This window comes from Moritella sp. PE36 (assembly GCF_000170855.1).
Taxonomy (GTDB): Bacteria; Pseudomonadota; Gammaproteobacteria; order Enterobacterales; family Moritellaceae; genus Moritella.
Window position 1 is genome coordinate 1 of record NZ_ABCQ01000033.1, and the last position, 23,552, is coordinate 23,552.

Here is a 23,552-nt window from a genome sequence, read left to right on the forward strand (position 1 = left end):
ATTCCTAGCAACCAACCTGGCCGTAATGGTGGTTTTTAGTATTGTATTAAACATTATCTATGCGACTACTGGTATTCAATCAGGTAGCCTTTCTGGGTTGTTGGTGATGGCGGTATTGTTTGGTTTCGGTGGTTCATTAATTTCATTAATGATGTCGAAGAAAATGGCGCTTCGTTCAATTGGCGGCGAGATCATCACCGAACCTCGTAATTCGAATGAACACTGGTTATTAGAAACTGTTGCTCGACAAGCCAAACAAGCAGGTATTGGTATGCCTGATGTTGCTATTTATGATGCTGCCGAGATGAATGCATTTGCAACCGGTGCTAAACGTGATGCTGCCTTAATTGCGGTATCAACGGGTCTATTAGCACAAATGACACGCGATGAAGCTGAAGCGGTTGTTGCTCACGAAATCAACCATGTTGCTAACGGTGACATGATCACGATGGCCTTGATGCAAGGTGTTGTGAATACCTTTGTTATCTTCTTATCACGTATTATTGCTAATGCAGTAAGTGGTTTCACATCGAATGATGAAGAAGGCGAGGGTGAAGGCGGCGGTAGCTTTATGACTTATTTCATCGTATCAATGGCGTTAGAAATGCTATTCGGTTTCTTAGCCAGTTTCTTAACCATGTGGTTCAGCCGTCAACGTGAGTTTAAAGCAGACTCTGGCGCTGCCAACCTTGTCGGTAAAGAGAAGATGATTGCAGCTCTTGAGCGTCTTAAAACGGGTCAAGAAACACAACTTGAAGGTTCGATGTTGGCGTTTGGTATTACTGGTAAGAAGACCATGATGGAGTTATTAATGAGCCATCCTCCACTGCAAAACCGTATTAACGCATTACGTAACCTTTAATATACGAATGTTTTAAATAATCATTTCCGATGATTAAGTTAGCCCCATTGGCACTCTTGCTAACAGTAAGAGCAACCCTTTGGGGCTTTTTACCTTCTATGAGGCTATTTTAGAGATAAGTTTTGCGATAGAACTTAAATGCTATCTCTTTATGGTTAATAAAGTGCTGTTATAACGTTAAAACGTGATAGACAAACGAATAATAAATGCTAAAAAAGTGTATTTTATATGTTATGAATTAGTAGCTTATGAGGTGAAAGCTAATGACGAACATGACTATAGATAAAGAACCAGATCGTAATAGTATTGAAACAAATTTGTTGATGACGAGGTTAGTTAAGTTACTCATTGCATTTGGGATCCCGCTATTTTTACTGTCTGTACCTACGTCTCAATTACCCTTTTCGGACCTCACTATAATCCAGCATAGATTGTTAGCCATTTTTATTCTTGCGGCCCTGCTATGGATCCTCGAACCTGTCCCTGTGTTTGCCACTTCAATTTTAATTATCACGCTTGAGTTGATGATGCTGTCTGATCAAGGGTTATACAGCTTTCGCTTTTTTAATGATGGTGTAGACCCTGCTGCTAATATCGAAGGCTTGATGCATTATAACGATATTTTTGCGGCCTTTTCTTCACCGATTATTGTGTTGTTCCTTGGTGGTTTCTCACTAGCCATTGCAGCGAACAAATATGCCCTTGATACCAATCTCGCCAACGTATTATTAAAACCTTTTGGCACGAAACCCGCGTCGATTATGCTGGGCTTGATGATGATCACTGCGATGTTCTCGATGTTTATGTCCAATACCGCAACGACTGTGATGATGCTTTCATTATTAGGTCCAATCCTAATGTCAGTACCGAAAGAGGAGAAGGGCATTAAAGCCTTAGTCTTGTGCGTGCCAATTTCGGCCAATCTCGGTGGTATTGCAACCCCGATAGGCACGCCGCCCAATGCGATTGCATTACAGTATTTAGATGATCTTTATAGTGTCAGCTTTCTTGATTGGATGATGGTTGGGCTACCATTTGTGTTGGTATTATTAGCCTTTGCGTGGTGGCTATTACAAAAATTGTTCCCATTCAGTGGTGACAGTATACATTTACAACTCGGTGGTGATTTCCAGCGGAGTTGGCAAGCGATAGTTGTGTATATCACTTTTGCGCTCACGATTGTTCTGTGGATGAGCACTGGTCTACACGGGATGAATACCTATGTTGTGGCAATTGTGCCTCTGGCGATTTTCACGCTAACAGGCATCATAGGTAAAGAAGAACTTAAGTTGATTAATTGGGATGTGTTATGGCTGGTTGCTGGTGGTATTGCGATTGGTATTGCGTTAGATAAAACTGGATTAGCGACTGTCATGGCCAACTCGATTGATTATTCAGTGCTGCCGGCCTTGTTGGTGATCTTAGTTATGTCTTTCTTGTGTTGGTTAATGGCCAATTTTATTTCCAACACAGCAACGGCTAATTTATTAATGCCCATCGCTGCGGCAGTCGCGACTTCAATGGATGATTTGTCATTGGTGGTGATGTTGGTGGTGGTGGCGTGTTCTGCTTCACTCGGGATGATATTACCGGTTTCAACTCCGCCTAATTCGTTGGCATATGCGACGGGATTAGTTGCCAGCAAGGATATGGCAAGAGTTGGACTCATCATGGGCCTTGCTGGTTTGTCTCTGGTTTATGTGGTTATTCTGGTACTGGTTTAGCCGCTTCAATCTACAGTTGTTGCTGATGTTGTTAAAGTAGGTTGCGTAGTATTAACGATGTTACGTTTATTATCTAATTCGTATACCCAATCACATTGGTTGGGTAACGTTGCTAAACACTGCTCGGTAATGCGTTGGAAATAAGCAGTGAAATTACGCACTTCTGCACTGGTCATAAATGTTTCTTGTTGCTTGTGGTCAGTATTCTGTTGTAACGCTTGACGTTTATTTTCTTGTTCAAATCGCCATGCTTGTACACTGTCGAAACTAGGTGCTTTGAGCATTAACCAATGATCTATACGTTGATAAAATCCTTGGTAGTTCTGTTTTAATTGTTGATTAACATAACTGCGCCAAATGCCGTATTTGTCTTTTGTCGCTTCTAATTTGTTGATCGGATAAATAAGGTCTTTCATCAGTTGCGGTTGTACGCCTAGGCACCAACCTTCTAAGATGATCACATCAATAGGACGATCGACAATTGGCCATTCTGATTCAGGGTAAGGGTTGTCAGCAAATTTGTTAAATCGTGGTAGCAGTACAGGGGAGTCCGCCGTTGCGCCTGCACAGAGCTTATCTAATGTTGCCTTGGCAAGGGTCATATCATGCGTCCCAGGAACACCACGGGTACGTAATAGAGGGTGAATTTGATTGGCTAGTTCGTTACGTTGTTTGTTGCTGTAATAGAAGTCGTCCAGAGATAATACTGCAACATTTAAATCAAATTCGCTACTTAGGCGAGTACCTAAATAATCGGCAAGGGTAGATTTCCCCGAGCCTTGACAGCCGTTGATACCGACGATAAAGGTCTTTTTTGCCTGTTTTTGGTGCGAGACGATACTTAGTAGTGCACTAGAAAAGTATTCTGATGCATGCGTTAAATAATCTGCATCCAACTGGTGACGCTGAATGAACTGGTCTAGCATTGGCATTGTCTTCATAGATCACCACTTTTCTTTGAATTTATGTTTTGAATTTAAAATTATCAACAATAACTACAACATTTAAACAGCTTTTAATAAACATTTAAACAACTAATTCATAGCATTCAACTACTATGCCAGTTTTGAGGTTACTTTATATTTCGTGTTAGTTGCACTGGGTCTAATAATTTTGTTAGTTCTTGTCGTGTTAACGCTGTATTTTCTTCTGCGACATCGATAATTGGCCGCTGTTCACGATAAGCCTGTTTTGCTATTTCAGCGGCTTTAAGATAACCAATGACTGGGTTTAGTGCCGTGACTAGAATCGGATTTTTATAAAGTGCTTGTGTTAATTGTTGTTCATGTACTTCAAAACCAGCGATTGCTTTGTCAGCGAGTAACCGTGAGCTTGATGTCAGTAGATTAATGCTGCTAATGAGGTTAGTCGCGATCATTGGTAGCATCACATTCAGTTCAAAGTTACCTGATTGCCCGCCAATGGTGATGGCGGCATCATTACCAATCACTTGTGCCGCCACCATCGCAGTTGATTCTGGTATGATTGGGTTTACTTTCCCCGGCATAATGGATGAACCGGGTTGTAGCGCCGGCAAACTTATTTCGCCTAATCCGGCCAGTGGACCCGAGTTCATCCAGCGTAAGTCATTGGCAATTTTCATTAACGAGACGGCGGTTGTTTTTAACTGACCGGATAACGCGACAGCGGTATCTTGTGTTGCCATTAAAAAAGAAAAGTTATCGGCTTGGCTAAAGCTGATACCGGTTAATGCAGACAGTTTTTGATTAAAGTGGTTGGCAAAATCAGGATGGGCATTGATCCCCGTACCCACTGCCGTTCCGCCTTGTGCAAGTCGCTGTAACTTGGCTTGTAACATCTTAATATTATCTATGTTGTAACTGATTTGAGCTGCCCAACTGAATAACGATTGGCTCATTCTTACGGGCATGGCATCCATCAAATGGGTTCGACCAGTTTTAACGAGATGATTTAGGCTTAGCGCTTTGTCGACGATGGTTTGCTGTAAATGCTGCAGTGCCGGTAATAACTGTTTCTCGACTAAGATTGCGGCACTGACATGAATTGCACTGGGTATGACGTCATTGCTGCTTTGACCATAATTGACATGATCATTGGCATCAATTTTGGTTTGGCTATAGATACTAGCAAGATGGGCAATCACTTCGTTGGCATTCATGTTAGAGCTCGTGCCTGAACCTGTTTGATAAATATCTACGGGAAAGTGCTGCATGATATTTTCGTCGGCTAGCAACTGATTAACTGCAGTGCAGATAGCGTTGGCGATATCCTCGGGCAATAACCCCAATGCGAGGTTGGCTTCTGCAGCGGCTGATTTGATCAGTAATAGCGATTTAATGAAATCTACGGGTAGCGTTTGACCACTTACAGGAAAGTTATCTATCGCACGTTGAGTTTGAGCGCCATAAAGCGCATTGCCGGGTACGTTGACTTCACCCATGCTGTCGCGTTCAATTCGAGTATTAACCATGATGTCACCTGTTTCAGTCAGTTTTAAAATCAAGATATATTATTAAATAGTATAGCGAATAGCAGGTCAGATGAAGTAGGTCGATTAACGCTGCGGAATAAGGTAAGCTGAAGTCTGTTAAATATTTGCAGTTGATTATGCTAAGTTAAACAGGCGGTTAATTTGCATAACCTAATATTGAGTAGGATAAAATAATGTCATCTTTGGAAATGGGTCGTTTGCTACAAGATAAAACACTAAACGACGAACCCCATGCTGGTGCAGCTAAACAGCTAAACGACTTGGGTATTTCGGGTTTGATGACACTTGAAGCAATTGAATTCCAGACCCTTGAGCTTGATGCCGTTTTAGCGAGCTGTCAGCAATTGCAAGATAGCTACGCGCAGCGAAAAGCGGGTTTACCATCAGAATTACAAATTTGCTTACATGGCTCTGCAACCAGTACTGAACAACTTGCTGTGTTGGTGCAACTTATCCAGAGTGCGCCGCAAGCATTATGGTCGTTAAGGGATGATAGTTTTAATTGTTATGAAATGGATTTTCGTTTAGCGGCATTACAACAGCATTTAGCCATTTTAAAACCATTAAACAAGAAGCTTGCGCCGTTTGTGAATACCAATGCGCTGGGGTCGATAAGTTCACTGCAATCGATCCAATGCTGTTTGGATAATGCCGGGATGTTTCGTTGGTTCTCCGCTAAATGGCGTAAAGCCAAGCAACAAGCATTAATCCTCGCAGCCAATGAACAGCTCAAGCTTGATGACATACAGTTGTTATTTCCAGCCATGATCAAATACGTTGATACTCAAGTGCGCTTTAATGAGTTGTTTGCTCAAGCACCGATCTTATCTACTTCTCATCAAGGGTTACATACTGATGTCGCGCCACTGTTAGCCGTGCGTGAGTGGTATAAAGATGTTGAATTTGCACTGGCAGAGCACTTTGCTAGTGAAACAGGGATCTTACAAGGTTTGTCTGTTATTGAGAAACAAAGCGCGGATAAGTTGGTCAGTGAGTTTAACGCAAGTTTAGTAACGACGATTAAGCATATCGATAAGCAAATGAATAAGCTGAGATTAAGTTTTCCAGGTTATCAAGCGTTGCAACTGGGTGATGTTGATTACGTTACTGCGGTGACGGAGTTAAAAACGATTATTGTAAATGAGTTATGTGTTTTGAAGGAAAGCGGTGTGGAGAGCAATACTTGCCTATCTGAGCTTTGAAACATCAGGATTTAAGCGCTTAATACCAAGAGTTTTGATCAACATTGAAACCTTGCTAAGCCGGTTTGCACACTAATTGGTTTAGCGGGGTTGTTGTGAATTTTAGGCATAAAAAAACCTCGCTCATTGAGCAAGGCTTCATTATTTGGTGCGTCCTACAAGATTCGAACTTGTGACATCTAGCATGTCGAGCTAGCGCTCTACCAACTGAGCTAAGGACGCGGAATGTGGTGCTCGCTACAAGATTTGAACTTGTGACATCTAGCATGTCGAGCTAGCGCTCTACCAACTGAGCTAAGCGAGCATAATTTGGTACGTCGTTAAGACGAGACAAATATTAGCCCGCATCCAAATTATCGGCAAGTCTTTTTTAAATAATATCAGTCCTTTGCTTTAAAACTAAGCAGTTGGGTCGATATTTAGATCTTCTGCCGGACCAAAGAATTCAAAATGCACATTTTCAGCTGGGATCCCTAATTTTGGTGCGAAGCCATTTATTGCTTGCATGAAAGGTTTTGGACCTAAGAAATAGAATTCGACATCACGATCATCACCGATTTTTTCTTCAAGCATGGCTAAGTTGATGAAACCGGTTGCATCTGGCTTGCATTCTGCTGTTGCATCACTGTAAACGAAGTAGGGTTTGATGTTGTCGTTTTCAGCTGCAAGGTTTGTTACATGGTCACGGAATGCATGCACCTTGGTGTTCATTGCGGCATGAATAAAGTGAATAGGACGGTCTGTGTCTTTCAAGCTGTTTAGCATGCTGATTGCCGGTGTAATACCAACGCCGCCAGTGACAAGTACAACGGGTTTGTTGTTGTCTTTTAACACAAAGTCACCCGCTGGTGCTAATACGCGAAGTGTGTCGCCCGCTTGAACGCGGCTGTGTAGGTAGTTTGATACGGTACCACCTTCTTCACGTTTAACACTGATACGTAAGTATTCTGAGTTTGGTGAATCAGACAGGCTGTATTGACGACGCGTTTCTTCACCATCAATGGTTAATACTAAACCAATAAATTGACCTGGTGTGAATGATGTAACAGGTTTGCCATCAGTCGGAGTAAGGTAGAACGATGTGATGATATCGCTTTCTGCTACTTTTGTTGTGATAGCGAATTCACGCTCACCACGCCAGCCACCTTCTTTTTCTGCATTAGCTGTATAAGCCGCTTCTTCTGCTGCGATTAGCAGGTCTGCGAGTTGCCAATATGCAAGTCCCCAAGCTTCGATCACTGCATCTGTTGCTGCATCACCCAGTACGGCTTTGATTGATTTTAATAAGCATTCGCCAACAATCGCATATTGTTCTGGTTGGATATTAAGTGACACGTGTTTGTTAACAATGCGGTTTACGGCTGCTTCTAATACCGCTAGGTTTTCGATGTTACCTGCATATGCAACAAGGGCATTTGCCAGTGCTTTAGGCTGTGCGTTACCTGCTTGGTTGCTTTGGTTGAAGAAGCGTTTTACTTCTGGGTATTCTCTAAACATCAAAGGATAAAAATGCGCTGTAATATCATTAGCATGAAGAGAAACAGCAGGGACAGTCGCTTTGATGATATCAATAGTGTGTTGGGTTAACATAATAGCTACCTTGTAGAGGTTAGTGAGATAAATTGATTTAGATCAATGTTTGTATTTGTTCTATAGCAGTAGCCGTGCCAAGTTTGTAAGTTATTGTTTTATAGTTGTTTGTAATTTCAGTTATTGAAGGCGTTGTGCTTATGACAACCACTGTAAGTTGTCAATAAAACAACAGGGTGTCTAAATGACAACTCTTGTGAATGGCTAAATGGAATGAAGCTTGAATGCTCACAAGCTGTTTACCTTGCTGTCTTAAATTGGTAAGGTATTGTTCATAAAGGAATTAATAACATTCCCGTACTGGTTGTTGAGTTGATATATTTACGAGGGCGCTTTATATGAAATTGAGTATTACAGAAAACATCGAGTTACTCCCTCTAGAGGTTACTGATTCTTCAGATATATTAGATTTAGTTGAATTCAGCCGACCCCAATTAGGAAAATATATCTATTGGGTTGATGGCGTTCGAGATGAGATATCCGCTTATAAATACATAGTAGAACGTATCAATAGTGGGTTGTCAGGCTCGCGATGGTTCAAAATACAATTCAACAAGCAAGTTTTTGGAGTCTTTGGTATCAAGTCTATTTCAGTTGGGAGTGGTATTGCTGAGGTCGGTTATTGGCTGTCGCATGCTGCACATGGCAATGGCATTATCGTTTAAATCATTGCTCAGTTACCCTCTTTTTTGTTAGCAAACACAGATGCAAAAATTATTGAATTTAGGTGCCTTGAAAATAATACCGCGAGTATTAGTGTGGCAAAAAAGTCTGGGGCTGAATTCGTTGATTTAATACCTAATTATATGAAAACAGACAATGAAAGTCAGGATTTACATATATACTAACTGCAATTGTAAACATATAAGAATGGGGGCCACGCAACCGACACCTTAAGAGTTAATTACATCTGTAATGAAAATTGAATTTACTTATTTATGCAGAGTGCAGATACCACTTTACTGCTGCATTTACATTTAAAAGTAACTTCAGTGGCGAAGTGTTTATAGTGGCTAGTGCTTAGCCGTTTGTAAATATAAGTATAGATATAGTTACCGGCTTTTCTCACTAAGAATGAACATGTAGACTGTGGCTCTTAAATGGAATGATAAGGTCATTGTTACGATGGCTACGTTTTAGGAGATCGCAGTGTCGCTATTTTTTATATCTCAAGTATTAGTCGCTATCGCTATTTGTTTTGATTTAATGTCTTTTCAATTTAAAGAGAGACAGAAGATTGTCGCTTGTTTGTTCTGTGCGGGTGCGCTTATTTCGAGTCATTTCATTCTACTTGAACAGTGGACAGCTGCGAGTTTGATGGTTATCGCTACGATTCGTTATTTAGTCAGTATATTTACGACGTCACCAAAACTAAAGTACCTATTTGGTTCAGCATCTTTAATCGCGACTGTGTTGACTTACTCTGGGCTGATTAGTATTTTGAGTTTCTTGGCTTCAAGCATTCAAACTGTGGCTGCGTTTAATAAAGACGATAAGCGTTTAAGAGAGTTGATGGTAGTGGGAACAAGTTTCTGGCTAGTACACAATTACTTGATTGGCTCACCGACGGCGGTGATCATGGAAGCCTTATTTATTACTAGTAATTTAGTTGGTTATTATCGTTACTATTACAAAAGAGATGCAGTGATATAAACAATCGTATAGGTGTTAAACACCCTGTAATTCATAAATTGATTTACAGGGTTGTTAGAAAAATCGATTAAGCCTTACAAAGCGCTGCTACAGCTTTCAATCGACGCTCTGGTTCAGCAACAAACGGATTGGTTTCATCCCACGCATAACCCGCTAAAATAGAGCAGATCATCTGTTTTATCTTCGGATTAGGATTGTCGTGCAAGATCACGTCTTGGAATTCACCGGTGTACCAACCTTCAACATAACAACGGAATGCGTTAACACCAGTCATAAGCGTATCTGCATACTCAGTTTGCCAATCAACGGTTTCATTGTTGAACTGTTTTATTAATAAGTCAGTTGCAAGCTCAGCGGATTTCATCGCAATGGTGACACCAGACGAGAACACCGGATCTAAAAACTCACCGGCATTACCAAGCAAGGCAAAGTTACGATCAAACAGCTTAGTCACATTGGCAGAATAACCCATGATAGAACCACAAGGGTTAGGATAGTTTGCTTGTGCAAGTAACGTCGCGAGGTTGTGTTCTTCACTGGCTAATTGCTTTAGCGCTTCAAGATGGTCATCTGGATAGTTAGCAAAGAACTCTGGTTCAGCAACCACACCAAACGAACACGTGCCGTTACTAAATGGAATCAACCAGTACCAAACTTTACTGTCATCTGGATGCACAGAAACTAAGATCTTATTACGGTCATAGTGAGCCGCAGTAATGTTGTCTTCAATATGAGTAAAGATAGCGCGTCTTGGTGGCAGGGTCGATGGTTCTTCCAGTCCGAGTAAACGTGGTAAAACACGACCAAAGCCACTGGCGTCAAGGATAAAATCAGCTTCTATTTCATAGCTATGTTGGTTTTCATCCAGGACAGTTAATAAAGGCTTATCTTTATCAACATCAATACTTTTAACTTCGTGCTCATAATTAATGGTGACGCCTTGTTGCTCTGCACAGTCGGCGAGCAGTTTGTCGAAGTGTCCACGTTGTACTTGGAATGTAGTGCCTTCACCAGCCGTGTATTTATCGGTGAAATCAAACTCAGTATATTTACCGCTCGCGTGGAAAGCCGCGCCGTTTTTAAACTGGAAACCAGCAGCGTTGACGGCATCAAACATATCCGCTTTTTTAAGCGATTCCATACACGCGGGTAGCAAGCTTTCGCCAATTGAAAAACGTGGAAATGTTGATTTTTCGATGATAGTTGCATTGATGCCTTGTTTGTTAAGCAGTGCAGCAGCAAGTGAACCTGAAGGGCCTGCGCCAATAATGACGACATGTGCTTGTGTTGATGACACAAAGAATTCCTTATTATGTCGAGTCTTAACCCGGCAGATTTATCTATTAAATATTTAGTAGGTGACTTTACCACATGTTAGATAATCGGCTCAAAAATATTAGTAAATCAATAAAAATAGTTGATACAAATCAACAATAAGCCGCAGTATATAATTCAACGGTGATGATTTAACCTGTTGTCACTTTGACCACGCAATGCTATAACTAATCGCTATTGAATGACCTTATTAAGGATCTGTTACATGGAAAACCTGCGCTTTATCGAGAGCATAGATACTATTATTTATGATCTATCTAGAGAGTTGCCTAAATATCAACGATATAACCGACTATTACAGGCGTGGCGGGATATCTTTTCATGTGACGCATGCGTGTTGCTAAAGCTGGAAGGCGACAACTTGATCCCTAAAGCGGCGAATGGATTACAAATCGAAGCAATGGGGCGACATTTCCCCATCGCAGAACATCCAAGATTTGAGCAGATCTTAGCCCACTATGACAATGAAGTGCAAAAAAAGGTACACCGTTTTGATACTGATTGTGAGCTTCCCGATCCTTATGATGGCTTGATCCAAACCCCTGACGGCCAACTTAATGTGCATGATTGCATGGGCGCGGTGTTAGTGATTGATAATAAGCCGTGGGGGATCGTCACTATGGATGCACTTAATCCACAACGCTTCGACTCACTCGACCCAAAGATCTTAAACTCTATGATTGGCCTGACTGAAGTGGTGATTAAAACCGCCAACTTAATTTTTTCATTAGACCAAAAAGTGCAACGACAAGAGCAGGTAACCGCCAGCTTAATTAGTGATAAATTCAGCGAAAAAATGATAGGCTCTAGTCCTGCAATGAACATGCTTAATTTAGAAATTGATTTAGTTGCTGATTCAGATTTGGCTGCATTGATATATGGTGAATCTGGCACAGGTAAAGAGTTAGTTGCGCGTCGAATTCACATGTCGTCAAAACGTGCCAAAGAAGCATTAATTACCGTGAACTGCGCCGCATTACCCGAAACGATGGTCGAAAGTGAGTTGTTTGGTCATGTCGCTGGGGCGTTTACTGGTGCAACTAAAAACCGTCTGGGTAAATTCGAACTTGCAGACTGTGGTACATTATTTCTGGATGAAATAGGTGAACTACCTTTGTCTATTCAAGCCAAGTTATTACGGGTTATTCAGTTTGGTGAACTGCAACGCTTAGGCAGTGATAAACCCCATAAAGTGGACGTAAGATTAATTACTGCAACCAATCGAGATCTTGCTAAAGAAGTTGCAGAAGGACGATTTAGAGATGACTTGTACCACAGGTTAACTGTGTATCCATTAACAGTGCCAAATTTACGTGAACGCGGCAATGATATCTTGTTATTAGCAGGCAGCTTCCTTGCCAAGATCCAACGTAAAGTTGGTCTTAATAACTTAACCTTAGCCAAAGACGCTGAACGTGCATTACTGGCATATGAATGGCCGGGTAATGTCCGAGAGTTAGAGCATCTATTAAGCCGTGCTTCATTAAGAGCCGCTGCTCGTAACCGGAAAAATGATCGGGTTGTTGTGTTAGAAAGCAGTGACTTGGACATTCAGTCTGCAATTGGTGAGTCAAATGCTAGCTTACATACTAATATGAACACGGATTCTGACGTTATCGCAAAAGGCATGGTTAGCGTGGGTCATGTAGCAGGGCAAAATGACATCGTAATTAGTACTGCTGATAATGACAATAATTTAAAACAAATAACCGATGATTTTCAGACTCAGTTTATCAAAAAGGTGTTAGCTGAACATAACGGTAATTCAGCTGCAACGGCGCGTGCGATAGGCGTTGATAGAAGTAATTTACACCGATTGATGAAACGACTAGACATTCAATAATTCATTTTACTTACTTACTGAATGAAATGTGAATACAAAAAGGCGGTAGTGATGAGGTTCACTACCGCCTTTTTATTCACGACTGTCTTATGGAGTCTTAATAAAATAGAGCCAAAGTACTTGTCGCGATTAAATTGCTGTTAGCTCAGGTGTATGACCTTGCGTTGTTTTCTTATACACACTCGCTAGTTTAATCGATAACAATATTGCCGCCATTGTTAGACCCGAAATAAAGCCAATCCAAAAACCAGCTGCGCCCATTGCAGGTACGATTAAATCTGTTAACGCCAGCGTATAACCAATTGTCATGCCCACAGCCCAATAAGAGAATAGGGTGATGTAAAAGATCACACTTGTTTCTTTATAACCACGTAATGCACCCGCTGCAATAACTTGCACTGCATCCGAGATTTGATACACAGCTGCAATTAACATTAACCCTGTTGCAATGTTAATGGTGGTCATGTCTTCGGTGTAAATTTCTGCAATTTCATTACGCAGTAGGATAGTTAAGATTGCTGTAATAACAGATAGACCAACGCCCATCCACATCGCTGTGATACTGGCAAACTTCGCTTGTAACGGTTTTTTCTCACCGACATATTGGCCAACGATAATTGTCGCGGCAATACCCAGACTAAGTGGTAACATGAATATCATTGATGAGAAGTTTAATGCAACCTGATGCGCTGCAACCGTGATTGCGCCAAGTGGTGCTAACAGGATAGACACAACAGCAAACAGGGTTACTTCGCAGAACATCGACGCGGCAATCGGGAAACCAACACCAATCATGTGCGACATTTCTTTCTTATCGATACCGTAAACTTGATCAAATAATTTGATCTCTTTAAAGTCTTTATGGAAATAACTATAAGCAATCATCGAAAAACACATCGCCACAAATACTAATACAGACGCTACAGCACAACCAACACCGCCCAGTGCTGGCATACCAAAGTGTCCGTTAATGAAGATGTAGTTTGCTGGTACGTTTACCATGATACCGATTAAGCCAATCACCATTGTTGGTTTGGTAATACCTAAACCTTCATGGTAACTACGGATCACTTGATAACCACATGCAAACGGTAATGCTAATGAAATAACGCGTAAATAATCTGTTGTTAGCTCGGCTAATCTATCTTCAACATGCATGAATTCTAGGATCATCGGGCTGTAATATAGCAACGCCATCATTGGCAGGAAGATGATTAGTACAAACCAGATACCTTGATATACGACTTGCGCAATTTCACTTTGTCTTTTTGCGCCGTAAAGCTGCGCAACGATCGGTGTGATCGCCATTAAAATGCCCACTAAGAACATTAATACTGGGAACCAAATACTGTTGGCAATCGCGACCGCCGCCATGTCTGTCGCACTTACTGCACCAGCCATTACGGTATCAACAAAGCCCATGACAGTGAACGCAAGTTGTGCGATCAGAATTGGAACCATTAATTTAAATAAGTTAGAAACCTCAGATCGATATTTCTGCACTGATACTCCGGATATATTAGGGTTGTTATGTTGTGTATTCTAAGATTTGATGTTGCTGAAAACGAAAGAAATGATTATGAATGTAGTGATATTCGCGTTCGTGAGGACGTACCTGATCCAGCTAGGAGCATATTAATCCTTTATAGCTAGTTTTTAAAGATGTATTTAAAAATATTTTATTGGATATTAACATCAGGTTATTAACTAGATGAATTATCTAAATTAACGCGATATAGTAAAGCATATTCGTTTAAGTAGTGATAAAGGTCATTTATGTTTACTGGCATTGTACAAAGAAAAGCAAAGATTATTAGTATCGATAAAAAAGCGCAATTACATACATTAGAAGTAACGCTTGATAAAGCACATCAAGACGGTTTAGTTATCGGTGCTAGTATCGCCAACAATGGTACATGTTTAACGGTAGTGAAGATAAATGACAACAGCGTGTGTTTCGATGTTATTGAAGAAACGCTCAAAGTGACTAACCTTATCGACCTTGAAGTAGGTGACGAAGTTAACTTAGAACGCGCTGCTAAATTTGGTGATGAGATTGGCGGACATTTATTATCGGGTCATGTCCATACCCAAGCTGAAATCGTGACGATTAATCGTACTGAAACTAACTGTGATATCTGCTTTAAAATCGCACCTGAATGGCAAAAATACGTGTTACCAAAAGGCTTTATTTCGATTGATGGCATTAGCTTAACTTTAGGTGATGTTGCTGACGGACAACTCTGGGTACACTTAATACCAGAAACATTGGCTGTTACTAACTTAGGTGGTCGCAAAGTGGGCCAGTATGTAAATATCGAAATTGACAGTCAGACCCAGGCGATTGTTGATACGGTAGAACGTATGATGCTGAAAAAGTAACTAGCGCTTTCAATTACAAATATAAGAGCGATATTCAAGCTTAGATGTTTATTCAAACATGGCGTATCGCTCTTAAATTAACACGTACTTTTAAACCGGCCTTATGTAAAATCTAATATAAAACTTTTCATTTAAAGCTGTGCATTTAAAACGATGTACTTACTCTGTATTAAAACTAAGTATTTAAAAGATCTGCTCATCATCCGCATCAATGAATAATTCATACTTCTCATGAACCTGATCATGCAATAACTTAAAATGAATACTATTGCAGCAGGAGCTGCACTCGTCATAATAATCTTGCGCGCCATTACTGGCATCAATATCAGCGGTAACAAATTGACCACAATGAGGACACACAATTGTCCTATGCGAAAACTGTTTCATGATAACCTCCATAGGCTATATATCGCATCTTCTAAGCTTATTTTAGCTGAAGATTACACTTTTGCCTGTTTGGAGCATATGTCGTGTTAATAGACAGTCGAGAGTTAACTGATAACGGTCATAGCATCCAAATTAGTAGGTATGGATAAAGCACAGGGGCAATGACCGAGGTTAACACGGCACTGATCAACAGGGCCGTTGTACTGAAGGCTCCGTGGGTACGACTTAGTTCCATCGCTTTAGATGTACCAATAACATGAGAACCTGAACCGATAGCAAGACCTTGTGCTTCTGGTGTTCTAATGCGCAAATGCTTTAACAAGAAAGGTGCGCAGACGTTGCCGAATATTCCGACCATAATAACCATGATTGCTGAAATTGCAGGAATACCGCCTATGGTGTGGCTGATTGCCATTGCGATAGGTGTTGTTACCGCCTTAGGTGCAAGTGAGGCTATGATCTCTGGCGAGGCGGAAAAGCTGATTGCAACAAACGTCGTCACCACTAAACCGACAATTACGCCAACACTACAAGCTATTAAAACAGGCACAATTTTAGCTTTCACATGCACAAACTGTTGATATAGCGGGAAGGCAAGGGCAATTACGGCTGGTTCGAGTAAACGAGTCAGGATATTTGTGCCTTGTTGGTATTCTTCAAGCTCAAATCCAAATATCAGCATGATGCTGATTAATGCGCCAATCGTTAATAAAATCGGATTGAATATTGCTAGTGTGGTTTTTTTATAAAACCATTGAGCAAGGAAGTAAACTGCAAGGGTCAATGGAATTGCTAAATATAAGATCATTTATCATCACCTGGCTGTTTGGTTAACGCTGCTTTGTCTTTCGCTGCACTGGCACGATTCAAATAACAATAGGTATGGCCAACGGTAAAGAAGATCGCGACAGTACCAATCAGGCCCGCCATGATAAGCGCGACTAGATTTTGTTGTACTAACTCAAAGTAGCCCATGAGCGCAACACCAGCTGGTACAAATAAGATACCTATGTGGCGGTTAAGTTGCTCACATACTTTTTCGACATATTTTTGTTTCAACATGCCACTACTAAGTGCTACAAAGAGTAACAACAGTCCGATGATACTTGAGGGAAATGCAACGGGTAATAGCATGCTGATGCCACGCCCTAAAACCACGAAACAAAAAATGGTGAAAATATTGTACAGCCATATTTTCATTGATTACCTACCTACTAATTATGCGATTGCTAAGCAATTACGGTGCGATCGAAAGTGTCCCATATAAATGTTAATAATATATAGGGCAGATGATACAATAAACGTTACTTGAAGTTTATTAGGTTATAAAAATGCAGTATCCGGTTAATGAAATTTTTGAAACAGTACAAGGTGAAGGCCATTTTACTGGTTATCCCGTCATCTTTATTCGTCTACAAGGATGCGATGTTGGTTGTTCGTGGTGCGATACCAAACAAACTTGGACGGTCGACCCTGAGATGCAAGTGTCACAACAAACGGTGAACAAAGCTTGCGATGATAAACCACATTGGGCGAACTTTACTGCACAAGAATTCATTACTATGATACAAAAAAATGGTTTTGTTGCAAAGCATATTGTGATCTCGGGCGGTGAACCTTGCCAATATGATCTTGTTGAATTGACAAGTGAATTGGAGCAAGCAGGGTATTTCTGCCAGATTGAAACATCTGGTACATCGGAAGTACGTGCAACAGATTCGACTTGGGTGACGGTATCACCAAAGATCCAAATGAAAGGTCAGTTACCAGTCTTACAAAGTGCATTGCGCCGCGCTAATGAAATAAAACATGTGATCGCAATGGAAAAGCACATTGAAGAACTTGATGCGCTAATCGCTGATATTGATACGTCAGACAAGATCATGTGTTTACAACCTATCTCGCAGCAAAAACGTGCAACTGATTTAGCGATCAAACTGTGTATTGAACGTAATTGGAAGTTGTCTGTTCAAATGCACAAATATATCTTTATCGATTAAACTGTATCCGCATTTGTTTCTATTCGTATACCTTCTGCTCTATTTATCAGTAGCTGAAGGTATGCGCGATAACGCATGAGAAGATTTATAATGACCTTGGCTGCAAGAACCGATTGGTATGAATAGATAATTGGAATTAACAGACAATTGGTATAAATAAATAGAGGACTAGGGATGACCCATTTTGACAAATCAGAAACCGTACTGATTGAACAGTTTAAACAACGTGAAGAAACGTTATTACATACTGACTTTTCTAAACCCGGGATGCAGCTTGATGATTTCTTACATCCTGAGTTATTTGAGATATCACCAATAGGAAGCTATACCACTCGCAGTGAAATTGTAAATTGGTTATTAGCAAAATCTCCAATGCAACGTTGGAGCTTGACCCAATTTAAAATTGTTGAATTGGCAACCGATACCATGTTGGTTTGTTATCAGGCTAATTCGATTAATGCGGGCGTAGTAAAAGAAACAGGCAGTTTACGTAGTTCAATTTGGCGTTTTTACAACCGACAATGGCGACTTCAATTTCATCAGGCAACAAAAAACTAACAAGTTTGTATATCAATCAATTCATGTTTATCCTACCGATCTAGTACTATTCCTCTGTTTACCACCTCTTTAGGGGGCTAACTTCGCCGATATTAAGTTTCTTGGTTGAGTGTAAATCTTTGACACAGCTCGCATAAAATATCGCGATGGCTTCGATTGACAATAATTTGGCACGTTTGGCCTGTATATGACACTGTGTGACAAAAGTATTATGTGAATATAATACCTAAGACCTAATTGTTAATGGAATGAAAACAAATTAAAGGTATAGGATGGATACTAAAATGAAAAACACAACTCATAAGAAATTTTTTAAAGCAACACCAATTGCTTTGGCGCTAATGGTTTCAGGCTATACCGCAGCTCCTCAAGCGATTGAGTTTAACTGGGGCGATGTTGAAGGGTCGTTTAACTCTCAAATAACAGCCGGTTCAAGCTGGCGTGTCGAAGAAGCAGCGGCAAAAAACGTCGGTGTCGGTAACGGTGGCTTACCGGGTAGTACCCCAACTGGCGACGATGGTAACTTAAACTACGAGAAAGGTGATGCGTTCACCCAAACTATTAAGGGACTCCATGATCTTGGGCTAACCTATGAAACTGAGGAGGGTACCACCTTTGGTGCTTTTGTCCGTGGTAAATATTGGTACGATTACGCACTTGATCAAAATGATGTTGTTCACGGTAGTGCTACTAATGGCTATGTTGCTAACGAACCAATCAATGATGATGACTTTAACGATTTAACAAAATCGAAAGGTGTCGCACTACTTGATGCTTATATATTTACAGGCTTCTACCTGGGTGAAGTAGCAGTCGACTTGCGCCTTGGTAAGCAAGTGGTTAACTGGGGGGAAAGCTCATTCATTCAAGGTGGTATTAACGCGGTTAACCCGGTTGATGCTGCTGCATTCCGCCGCCCTGGTGCTGAAGTGAAGGAGGGTTTACTACCGGTAAACATGATGTTTGCCAATATCGGTTTAACAGATAATTTAAGTGTAGAAGCATTTTATCAATTAGAATTTGAATCAACAGTGATTGATAGCTGTGGTACCTATTTCTCGACAGCCGATTATTTAGCTGAGGGCTGTGATAAATTAGTTATCCAACCAGGGGCACCTTTGCCAAGTTTAGTTGATAGTGAACTGCATGCTGGTGGTTTTTACGCAGAACGTGGTACCGATGAAGATGCGTCGGATGATGGACAGTTTGGTGTGGCATTTAAGTACTACGCTGAAAGTCTGAATGCAACTGAATTCGGCTTTTATTATATGAATTACCACTCTCGCCTGCCTTATGCTAGTCCTGAAACAGGTCAATTTAATGGTGCTGGTGCAATACCAAATACACCATTTTTACCTGCTACGCATCCAAGTGCTGCCGCTTATAATCCGAAATACCATACGGCTTATCCTGAAGATATTCAGTTATTTGGTCTAAGTTTCAATACGACTGTTTCGGAATGGGCGGTATCAGGTGAAGTCAGCCACCGTCTGGATATGCCATTACAGATTAATGGCGCAGATTTATTAGCTGCAGCATTAAGTGCAGATCCTAATTCACCATTAACACCAGAGTATTCACAAGCAGGGGCAGGGGAGACCGTTGATGGTTTCCATCGTTTTGATTACACCCAATCACAACTGACATTGATTAAGTTCTTTGATAAAGCATTAGGTACGGATCGAATTACAGCGGTTGCTGAACTTGGTTATGGCCACGTATGGGATTTAGATGAATCAGACGATGCAATTAAATACGGTCGTGCAACGGTTTATGGCGTTAGTTATGATGGCGTAGGTGATGATAAGGACGGTTTTACAACGTCTGACAGTGCGGGCTATCGCTTAGCCGTTAAAGCCGATTATCGTAATGCTTTCGCTGGTGTTGATTTAGCACCATCAGTAGCGTGGTCACATGACGTATATGGTTACAGCCCTGAACCACAAGGCACGTTCCAAGAAGGTCGTACAGGTGTGAATCTAGCACTTAAAGCTAATTATTTAAATACGTATTCTATGTCGATTAGTTACACGCAGTTCGGCGGTGATTTTAATCCACTATCAGACCGTGACTATGTTTCTGCAGCAGTTGGTATATCGTTCTAATAAATAATAGAAATATAATTTATTTTTATATTATTTAAACGGATAGAACGAATAAAAGTTTTAGAAAAGGATTTTAATTATGAAAGTATTCAATAAAGCATATAGCGTAGCAGCCATTTCAGTGGCGATGGCATTCTCGGCATCAACATTTGCGAAAGTAAGTGAAGCAGATGCGGCCAAATTAGGTAAAGAATTAACACCGGTAGGCGCTGTCACGGCCGGTAATGCAGACGGAACTATTCCGGCATGGACGGGTGGTATTACTAATGCCATTCTTGGTACTGACATTGGTAAAAATGATCGTGTAACTAATCCATTTGCAGCGGACAAACCTCAGTTTGTTATTACTGCGGCGAATGTTGATCAATATAAAGACAACTTAACACCTGGCCAGTTGGCGATGTTTAAGAAGTATCCTGAAACGTATAAAATGCCAGTATATGAAACGCGCCGTAGTTTTGCGCAATCTGATGACATCTATGAGACGATTAAAGGCAATGCATTAAATACGACGTTATCGGCTGGTGGTAATGGTTTGGATAATTTTAAAATATCAATTCCATTTCCAATCCCTGAAAATGGTTTAGAAGTTATTTGGAATCACATTACCCGTTATCGTGGTGGTCATGCTGAACGTGTTATCACGACTATTCCGGTACAACGTAATGGTGCGTATACTGCGGTGAAAGTAGAAGATAAATTCTATATTCCTGAAGCGCTGAAAGGCGGTCGTGATGCTAAGAAAGATGACAATATTTTGTTCTATTACATGCAACGTATTATTGCCCCTGCACGTTTAACGGGTACGATTGCCCTTGTGCATGAAACTATCGACCAAGTGAAGGAACCACGTAAAGCATGGATCTATAATTCTGGTCAACGTCGTGTTCGTCGTGCACCTAACGTGTCGTATGATGGCGAAGGTATCGGCGTAGAAGGTTCTCGTACGTCAGATAACTATGATATGTACAATGGCGCACCAGATCGTTATAACTGGACACTGATAGGTAAAAAAGAGCTGTATATTCCATATAACTCTTACAATCTTTCTTCTACAGATCTTGAATATGCAGATATTGTGAAGCCAGGTCATATTAATCAAGACTATACGCGTTATGAAAAGCATCGTGTTTGGGAAGTGCAAGCAAAAGTGAAAGATGGCCAACGTCATGTTTATGCACAGCGTAACTTCTTTATTGATGAAGATAGCTGGCAAGCAGGTGTGATTGATCATTATGATGCACGTGGTAACTTGTGGCGTGTTGCCGAAGCGCACTCTGTTCAATATTATAATGCAGATGTGAACTGGTTTGCTGCTGAGACTCTATATGACATCATCGCAGGTCGTTACCTAGTGACAGGCCTGAATAATGAAGAGCGTAAAGGTATTCAGTTCGACGTTAAAGCTAAACGTAAAGACTTCTCTACCTCTGCGCTAAAACGTATGGGTCGTTAATCTGCCCTGAATATTATGATTAAGCAACTGTGAGTAAGTGAGTTGCTTATTGAAACGAGATATTTAGTACTTAATTCAAGTATTAAATATCTCGTTTTTTTGTTTAGGATTAATTTCATTACTAAACTGTCTTTTTACACACATCAAATGCTGCGTTAAATTTTGTAGTCATATTTTGGAATGCAATAATCGTCGTTAATTCAACAATTTCATCATCGTTATAATAACAACGTAATTGGTCAATATGCCTGTCGGTTACATGTAATGACGTATTGGTGATCGCATCTGTATAGGCCAGTACCGCACATTCTTGTGGCTTGAAATCACTGCAATGCTGCCAATCTAATAGTTTATCTTTATTTAACCTTTCTTTGAGACTTCGTAATACTTTAGAATCATGCTCGATGGTAAATTGACACTGGTTTAGCTGCGCAATGCGTACACTCATGAGTGCGTGAATATAAGGCTGGATAGGGGAACTTTTTCTATTAATTGTTTTATATAATAAGAATATTGCGATAAATAATTTAGGTCTACGCCCCAGCAGCTGTGCAGGTTTTAAGGTTTTATTTTGTTTTTTTTCTAATAACCATAAGAACGGGCGTATAAACCACGAATACTGGCTTGATTGTAATTTAGGAATACGCATACTTAACCCCGCTGTATTGCTATGTTTATTTAGAATGACGAAGCATTGCAACACTAATTATGGTTTAAATTAAGTAATAGGCTAAATTTGTGGTAAATTATTCATTGCTAAGTAAAAAGCCTCGTTCCATATGAGATCAGTAAGAGTTAAATAAGGGTTACACTAAATGACGACGTATTATACCGCGGCAGATCTTGCAAATGAATTCTCGATCACGCGACGAGCTATCCGTTTTTATGAGACGAAGGGATTATTACAATCTGAACGTCGTGGACGGTTTATGTATTATGATTATCGTCAACGTGCCCGTTTAATTATTATTTTACGCAGTAAGCGTCTAGGTATTAGCTTGGAGTCAGCAAAGCATTATTTGGCGTTGTATGATGATAAACCAGATAGTCCGCCACGTATGTTATACATGTTACATCAGAGCCGTACGCGGTTAGATGAGCTACGTGAGCAGCAACTTGCCTTGCAAGAAAATATTGCAGAGCTTGAGGCATTAGAAAATATTGCGATGAAAGATTTAACCGCATGCAATATCGACATTGAATCAAGCTATCAAGATTACCTTGATGAATTAACTCATAAAGACCAACCTGAGTCTTTAACGTCATAGGCTGAGTGATAGGCTGTTGGATTCATCCTTGTTGACTGTATTGGACGATAAAGTCAGTGATGGCATTAATGTCGTTCAAATCTAAATAAGTCAGCCCTTTGTCGAATAATGCCTTTTGATCAATTACCGCGTCCGTAGCGATTGCAATAATGTGTTTATCTTCATTTGCTAATATCGGTTTGCCTAAACTAGGCCGATGCAGCTCTATTTTAGTAAAGGCTTCATGACGAAATCCTTCGACTAGCACCAAATCCAATTCATCAGTGTTAAGCCAATTCAGCTGGGTGATCAGTTTAGGCTCTTCAGATTCATCTTGTTCGGCCAACTCTTGTTCCGCAAACAGAATTGTGCGATGTGGCGATGCAAGTACCATTTGGCAAGCACCCGCTTTTCTCAATTTATAACTGTCTTTTTTTGGGTTATCCATTTCGATATCATGATGGCTGTGTTTCACCATGCCGATACGTAGACCGCGTTCGGTTAATTTTGGTAATAGTTGGGTGATTAATGTGGTTTTACCTGTGCCACTAAACGCAGCAAAACCAAGTAACGGGATAGGGAAGTGCTCTAAAGAAGTCATGTTGAATACTCAATTACAGGATGATAAAGTTAATGGGGGGAAGTTAATATACCTTTTAATTTAAGTTATAGGTAAAAAAAGAGGCCGCATAAGCGACCTCTTTACATCAATTCTACATAGATATTGATTTAGAA

22 protein-coding genes and 2 tRNA genes are annotated in these 23,552 nt (G+C 40.5%); 12 read left to right on the top strand and 12 right to left on the bottom strand.

Translation table 11 applies throughout. From position 1 onward, the window contains the following. A partial coding sequence (htpX, locus tag PE36_RS16070) for a protease HtpX (protein WP_006033100.1) occupies positions 1-862 on the top strand: 862 nt, incomplete at its 5' end. Positions 863-1,125: 263 nt separating this feature from the next. Continuing rightward, on the top strand, positions 1,126-2,586 hold the full coding sequence (locus tag PE36_RS16075) for a DASS family sodium-coupled anion symporter (RefSeq protein WP_083798017.1): 1,461 nt from the start codon (positions 1,126-1,128) through the stop codon (positions 2,584-2,586). 5 nt (positions 2,587-2,591) lie between these two features. Here PE36_RS16075 and PE36_RS16080 read toward each other — a convergent pair whose 3' ends face one another. Both PE36_RS16080 and PE36_RS16085 read right to left on the bottom strand, forming a co-directional pair. Continuing rightward, positions 2,592-3,527 (bottom strand): hypothetical protein, encoded by a 936-nt coding sequence (locus tag PE36_RS16080; protein ID WP_043994641.1) that lies wholly within the window; start codon positions 3,525-3,527, stop codon positions 2,592-2,594. Positions 3,528-3,658: 131 nt separating this feature from the next. Further along, positions 3,659-5,038, bottom strand: a complete 1,380-nt coding sequence (locus PE36_RS16085) for a lyase family protein (RefSeq protein ID WP_043994643.1) — start codon at positions 5,036-5,038, stop codon at positions 3,659-3,661. 194 nt (positions 5,039-5,232) lie between these two features. Between PE36_RS16085 and PE36_RS16090 the strand changes: the two genes are divergently transcribed. Next, complete coding sequence (locus PE36_RS16090) at positions 5,233-6,261, top strand: hypothetical protein (RefSeq protein WP_006033104.1); 1,029 nt, start codon at positions 5,233-5,235, stop codon at positions 6,259-6,261. Positions 6,262-6,407: 146 nt separating this feature from the next. On the opposite strand, the gene PE36_RS16095 is transcribed toward PE36_RS16090, so the two are convergent. The 3 genes from PE36_RS16095 to hmpA form a co-directional block, all read right to left on the bottom strand. Then, a tRNA-Val gene (locus tag PE36_RS16095) sits at positions 6,408-6,483 on the bottom strand. 6 nt (positions 6,484-6,489) lie between these two features. After that, positions 6,490-6,565, bottom strand: a tRNA-Val gene (locus tag PE36_RS16100). A gap of 95 nt (positions 6,566-6,660) precedes the next feature. Next, positions 6,661-7,851: an NO-inducible flavohemoprotein gene (gene hmpA, locus PE36_RS16105; RefSeq protein ID WP_006033105.1), complete on the bottom strand. Its 1,191-nt coding sequence runs from the start codon at positions 7,849-7,851 to the stop codon at positions 6,661-6,663. A 338-nt stretch (positions 7,852-8,189) separates the two neighbouring features. Between hmpA and PE36_RS24115 the strand changes: the two genes are divergently transcribed. Both PE36_RS24115 and PE36_RS16115 read left to right on the top strand, forming a co-directional pair. Beyond that, on the top strand, positions 8,190-8,516 hold the full coding sequence (locus tag PE36_RS24115; RefSeq protein ID WP_006033106.1) for a GNAT family N-acetyltransferase: 327 nt from the start codon (positions 8,190-8,192) through the stop codon (positions 8,514-8,516). Positions 8,517-9,000: 484 nt separating this feature from the next. After that, the gene (locus PE36_RS16115) at positions 9,001-9,504 is read left to right on the top strand and encodes a YgjV family protein (protein WP_043994644.1); all 504 of its coding nucleotides are present in this window, start codon (positions 9,001-9,003) and stop codon (positions 9,502-9,504) included. Positions 9,505-9,571: 67 nt separating this feature from the next. Here the strand turns inward: PE36_RS16115 and PE36_RS16120 are convergent, their stop codons facing one another. After that, on the bottom strand, positions 9,572-10,801 hold the full coding sequence (locus tag PE36_RS16120; RefSeq protein ID WP_006033108.1) for an NAD(P)/FAD-dependent oxidoreductase: 1,230 nt from the start codon (positions 10,799-10,801) through the stop codon (positions 9,572-9,574). Positions 10,802-11,044: 243 nt separating this feature from the next. Between PE36_RS16120 and norR the strand changes: the two genes are divergently transcribed. Continuing rightward, positions 11,045-12,682, top strand: coding sequence for a nitric oxide reductase transcriptional regulator NorR (norR, locus tag PE36_RS16125; protein WP_043994646.1), 1,638 nt, complete (start codon positions 11,045-11,047; stop codon positions 12,680-12,682). Between the two features lie 129 nt (positions 12,683-12,811). On the opposite strand, the gene PE36_RS16130 is transcribed toward norR, so the two are convergent. Then, positions 12,812-14,185: an MATE family efflux transporter gene (locus PE36_RS16130; protein WP_043994647.1), complete on the bottom strand. Its 1,374-nt coding sequence runs from the start codon at positions 14,183-14,185 to the stop codon at positions 12,812-12,814. Positions 14,186-14,458: 273 nt separating this feature from the next. Between PE36_RS16130 and PE36_RS16135 the strand changes: the two genes are divergently transcribed. Continuing rightward, a complete protein-coding gene (locus PE36_RS16135) occupies positions 14,459-15,064 on the top strand; it encodes a riboflavin synthase (protein ID WP_006033111.1) in 606 nt (201 codons plus the stop codon). Positions 15,065-15,247: 183 nt separating this feature from the next. On the opposite strand, the gene PE36_RS16140 is transcribed toward PE36_RS16135, so the two are convergent. From PE36_RS16140 to PE36_RS16150, 3 genes are all read right to left on the bottom strand, one after another. Continuing rightward, positions 15,248-15,451: a CPXCG motif-containing cysteine-rich protein gene (locus tag PE36_RS16140; protein ID WP_043994648.1), complete on the bottom strand. Its 204-nt coding sequence runs from the start codon at positions 15,449-15,451 to the stop codon at positions 15,248-15,250. Between the two features lie 118 nt (positions 15,452-15,569). Continuing rightward, positions 15,570-16,259, bottom strand: a complete 690-nt coding sequence (locus PE36_RS16145) for an LrgB family protein (protein WP_006033113.1) — start codon at positions 16,257-16,259, stop codon at positions 15,570-15,572. After that, on the bottom strand, positions 16,256-16,651 hold the full coding sequence (locus PE36_RS16150) for a CidA/LrgA family protein (RefSeq protein ID WP_006033115.1): 396 nt from the start codon (positions 16,649-16,651) through the stop codon (positions 16,256-16,258). The genes PE36_RS16145 and PE36_RS16150 overlap by 4 nt, the downstream gene beginning before the upstream one ends. A gap of 131 nt (positions 16,652-16,782) precedes the next feature. Between PE36_RS16150 and queE the strand changes: the two genes are divergently transcribed. The 4 genes from queE to PE36_RS16170 all read left to right on the top strand — a co-directional run bounded on the left by queE (position 16,783) and on the right by PE36_RS16170 (position 21,570). Then, positions 16,783-17,451: a 7-carboxy-7-deazaguanine synthase QueE gene (gene queE / locus PE36_RS16155; protein WP_006033117.1), complete on the top strand. Its 669-nt coding sequence runs from the start codon at positions 16,783-16,785 to the stop codon at positions 17,449-17,451. 174 nt (positions 17,452-17,625) lie between these two features. Continuing rightward, on the top strand, positions 17,626-18,009 hold the full coding sequence (locus PE36_RS16160; RefSeq protein ID WP_006033118.1) for a DUF4440 domain-containing protein: 384 nt from the start codon (positions 17,626-17,628) through the stop codon (positions 18,007-18,009). Between the two features lie 284 nt (positions 18,010-18,293). After that, on the top strand, positions 18,294-20,114 hold the full coding sequence (locus PE36_RS16165; protein ID WP_043994654.1) for a DUF1302 domain-containing protein: 1,821 nt from the start codon (positions 18,294-18,296) through the stop codon (positions 20,112-20,114). Between the two features lie 79 nt (positions 20,115-20,193). After that, positions 20,194-21,570, top strand: coding sequence for a DUF1329 domain-containing protein (locus PE36_RS16170; protein WP_006033120.1), 1,377 nt, complete (start codon positions 20,194-20,196; stop codon positions 21,568-21,570). 121 nt (positions 21,571-21,691) lie between these two features. On the opposite strand, the gene PE36_RS16175 is transcribed toward PE36_RS16170, so the two are convergent. Beyond that, on the bottom strand, positions 21,692-22,219 hold the full coding sequence (locus tag PE36_RS16175) for a carboxymuconolactone decarboxylase family protein (RefSeq protein ID WP_006033121.1): 528 nt from the start codon (positions 22,217-22,219) through the stop codon (positions 21,692-21,694). A gap of 166 nt (positions 22,220-22,385) precedes the next feature. Here PE36_RS16175 and PE36_RS16180 point away from each other — a divergent pair, with 166 nt between their 5' ends. Next, on the top strand, positions 22,386-22,838 hold the full coding sequence (locus tag PE36_RS16180) for a MerR family DNA-binding protein (RefSeq protein ID WP_006033122.1): 453 nt from the start codon (positions 22,386-22,388) through the stop codon (positions 22,836-22,838). A gap of 22 nt (positions 22,839-22,860) precedes the next feature. Here the strand turns inward: PE36_RS16180 and mobB are convergent, their stop codons facing one another. Then, positions 22,861-23,418, bottom strand: coding sequence for a molybdopterin-guanine dinucleotide biosynthesis protein B (gene mobB, locus PE36_RS16185; protein ID WP_006033123.1), 558 nt, complete (start codon positions 23,416-23,418; stop codon positions 22,861-22,863). Positions 23,419-23,552: the final 134 nt, after the last annotated feature.

Bases quoted from the DNA above. Each gene is read 5' to 3' on its own strand.
- PE36_RS16075 (WP_083798017.1), top strand. From the start codon at position 1,126: ATGACGAACATGACTATAGATAAAGAACCAGATCGTAATAGTATTGAA.
- PE36_RS16080 (WP_043994641.1), bottom strand. From the start codon at position 3,527: ATGAAGACAATGCCAATGCTAGACCAGTTCATTCAGCGTCACCAGTTG.
- PE36_RS16085 (WP_043994643.1), bottom strand. From the start codon at position 5,038: ATGGTTAATACTCGAATTGAACGCGACAGCATGGGTGAAGTCAACGTA.
- PE36_RS16090 (WP_006033104.1), top strand. From the start codon at position 5,233: ATGTCATCTTTGGAAATGGGTCGTTTGCTACAAGATAAAACACTAAAC.
- hmpA (WP_006033105.1), bottom strand. From the start codon at position 7,851: ATGTTAACCCAACACACTATTGATATCATCAAAGCGACTGTCCCTGCT.
- PE36_RS24115 (WP_006033106.1), top strand. From the start codon at position 8,190: ATGAAATTGAGTATTACAGAAAACATCGAGTTACTCCCTCTAGAGGTT.
- norR (WP_043994646.1), top strand. From the start codon at position 11,045: ATGGAAAACCTGCGCTTTATCGAGAGCATAGATACTATTATTTATGAT.
- PE36_RS16135 (WP_006033111.1), top strand. From the start codon at position 14,459: ATGTTTACTGGCATTGTACAAAGAAAAGCAAAGATTATTAGTATCGAT.
- PE36_RS16140 (WP_043994648.1), bottom strand. From the start codon at position 15,451: ATGAAACAGTTTTCGCATAGGACAATTGTGTGTCCTCATTGTGGTCAA.
- PE36_RS16145 (WP_006033113.1), bottom strand. From the start codon at position 16,259: ATGATCTTATATTTAGCAATTCCATTGACCCTTGCAGTTTACTTCCTT.
- PE36_RS16150 (WP_006033115.1), bottom strand. From the start codon at position 16,651: ATGAAAATATGGCTGTACAATATTTTCACCATTTTTTGTTTCGTGGTT.
- queE (WP_006033117.1), top strand. From the start codon at position 16,783: ATGCAGTATCCGGTTAATGAAATTTTTGAAACAGTACAAGGTGAAGGC.
- PE36_RS16160 (WP_006033118.1), top strand. From the start codon at position 17,626: ATGACCCATTTTGACAAATCAGAAACCGTACTGATTGAACAGTTTAAA.
- PE36_RS16165 (WP_043994654.1), top strand. From the start codon at position 18,294: ATGAAAAACACAACTCATAAGAAATTTTTTAAAGCAACACCAATTGCT.
- PE36_RS16170 (WP_006033120.1), top strand. From the start codon at position 20,194: ATGAAAGTATTCAATAAAGCATATAGCGTAGCAGCCATTTCAGTGGCG.
- PE36_RS16175 (WP_006033121.1), bottom strand. From the start codon at position 22,219: ATGCGTATTCCTAAATTACAATCAAGCCAGTATTCGTGGTTTATACGC.
- PE36_RS16180 (WP_006033122.1), top strand. From the start codon at position 22,386: ATGACGACGTATTATACCGCGGCAGATCTTGCAAATGAATTCTCGATC.
- mobB (WP_006033123.1), bottom strand. From the start codon at position 23,418: ATGACTTCTTTAGAGCACTTCCCTATCCCGTTACTTGGTTTTGCTGCG.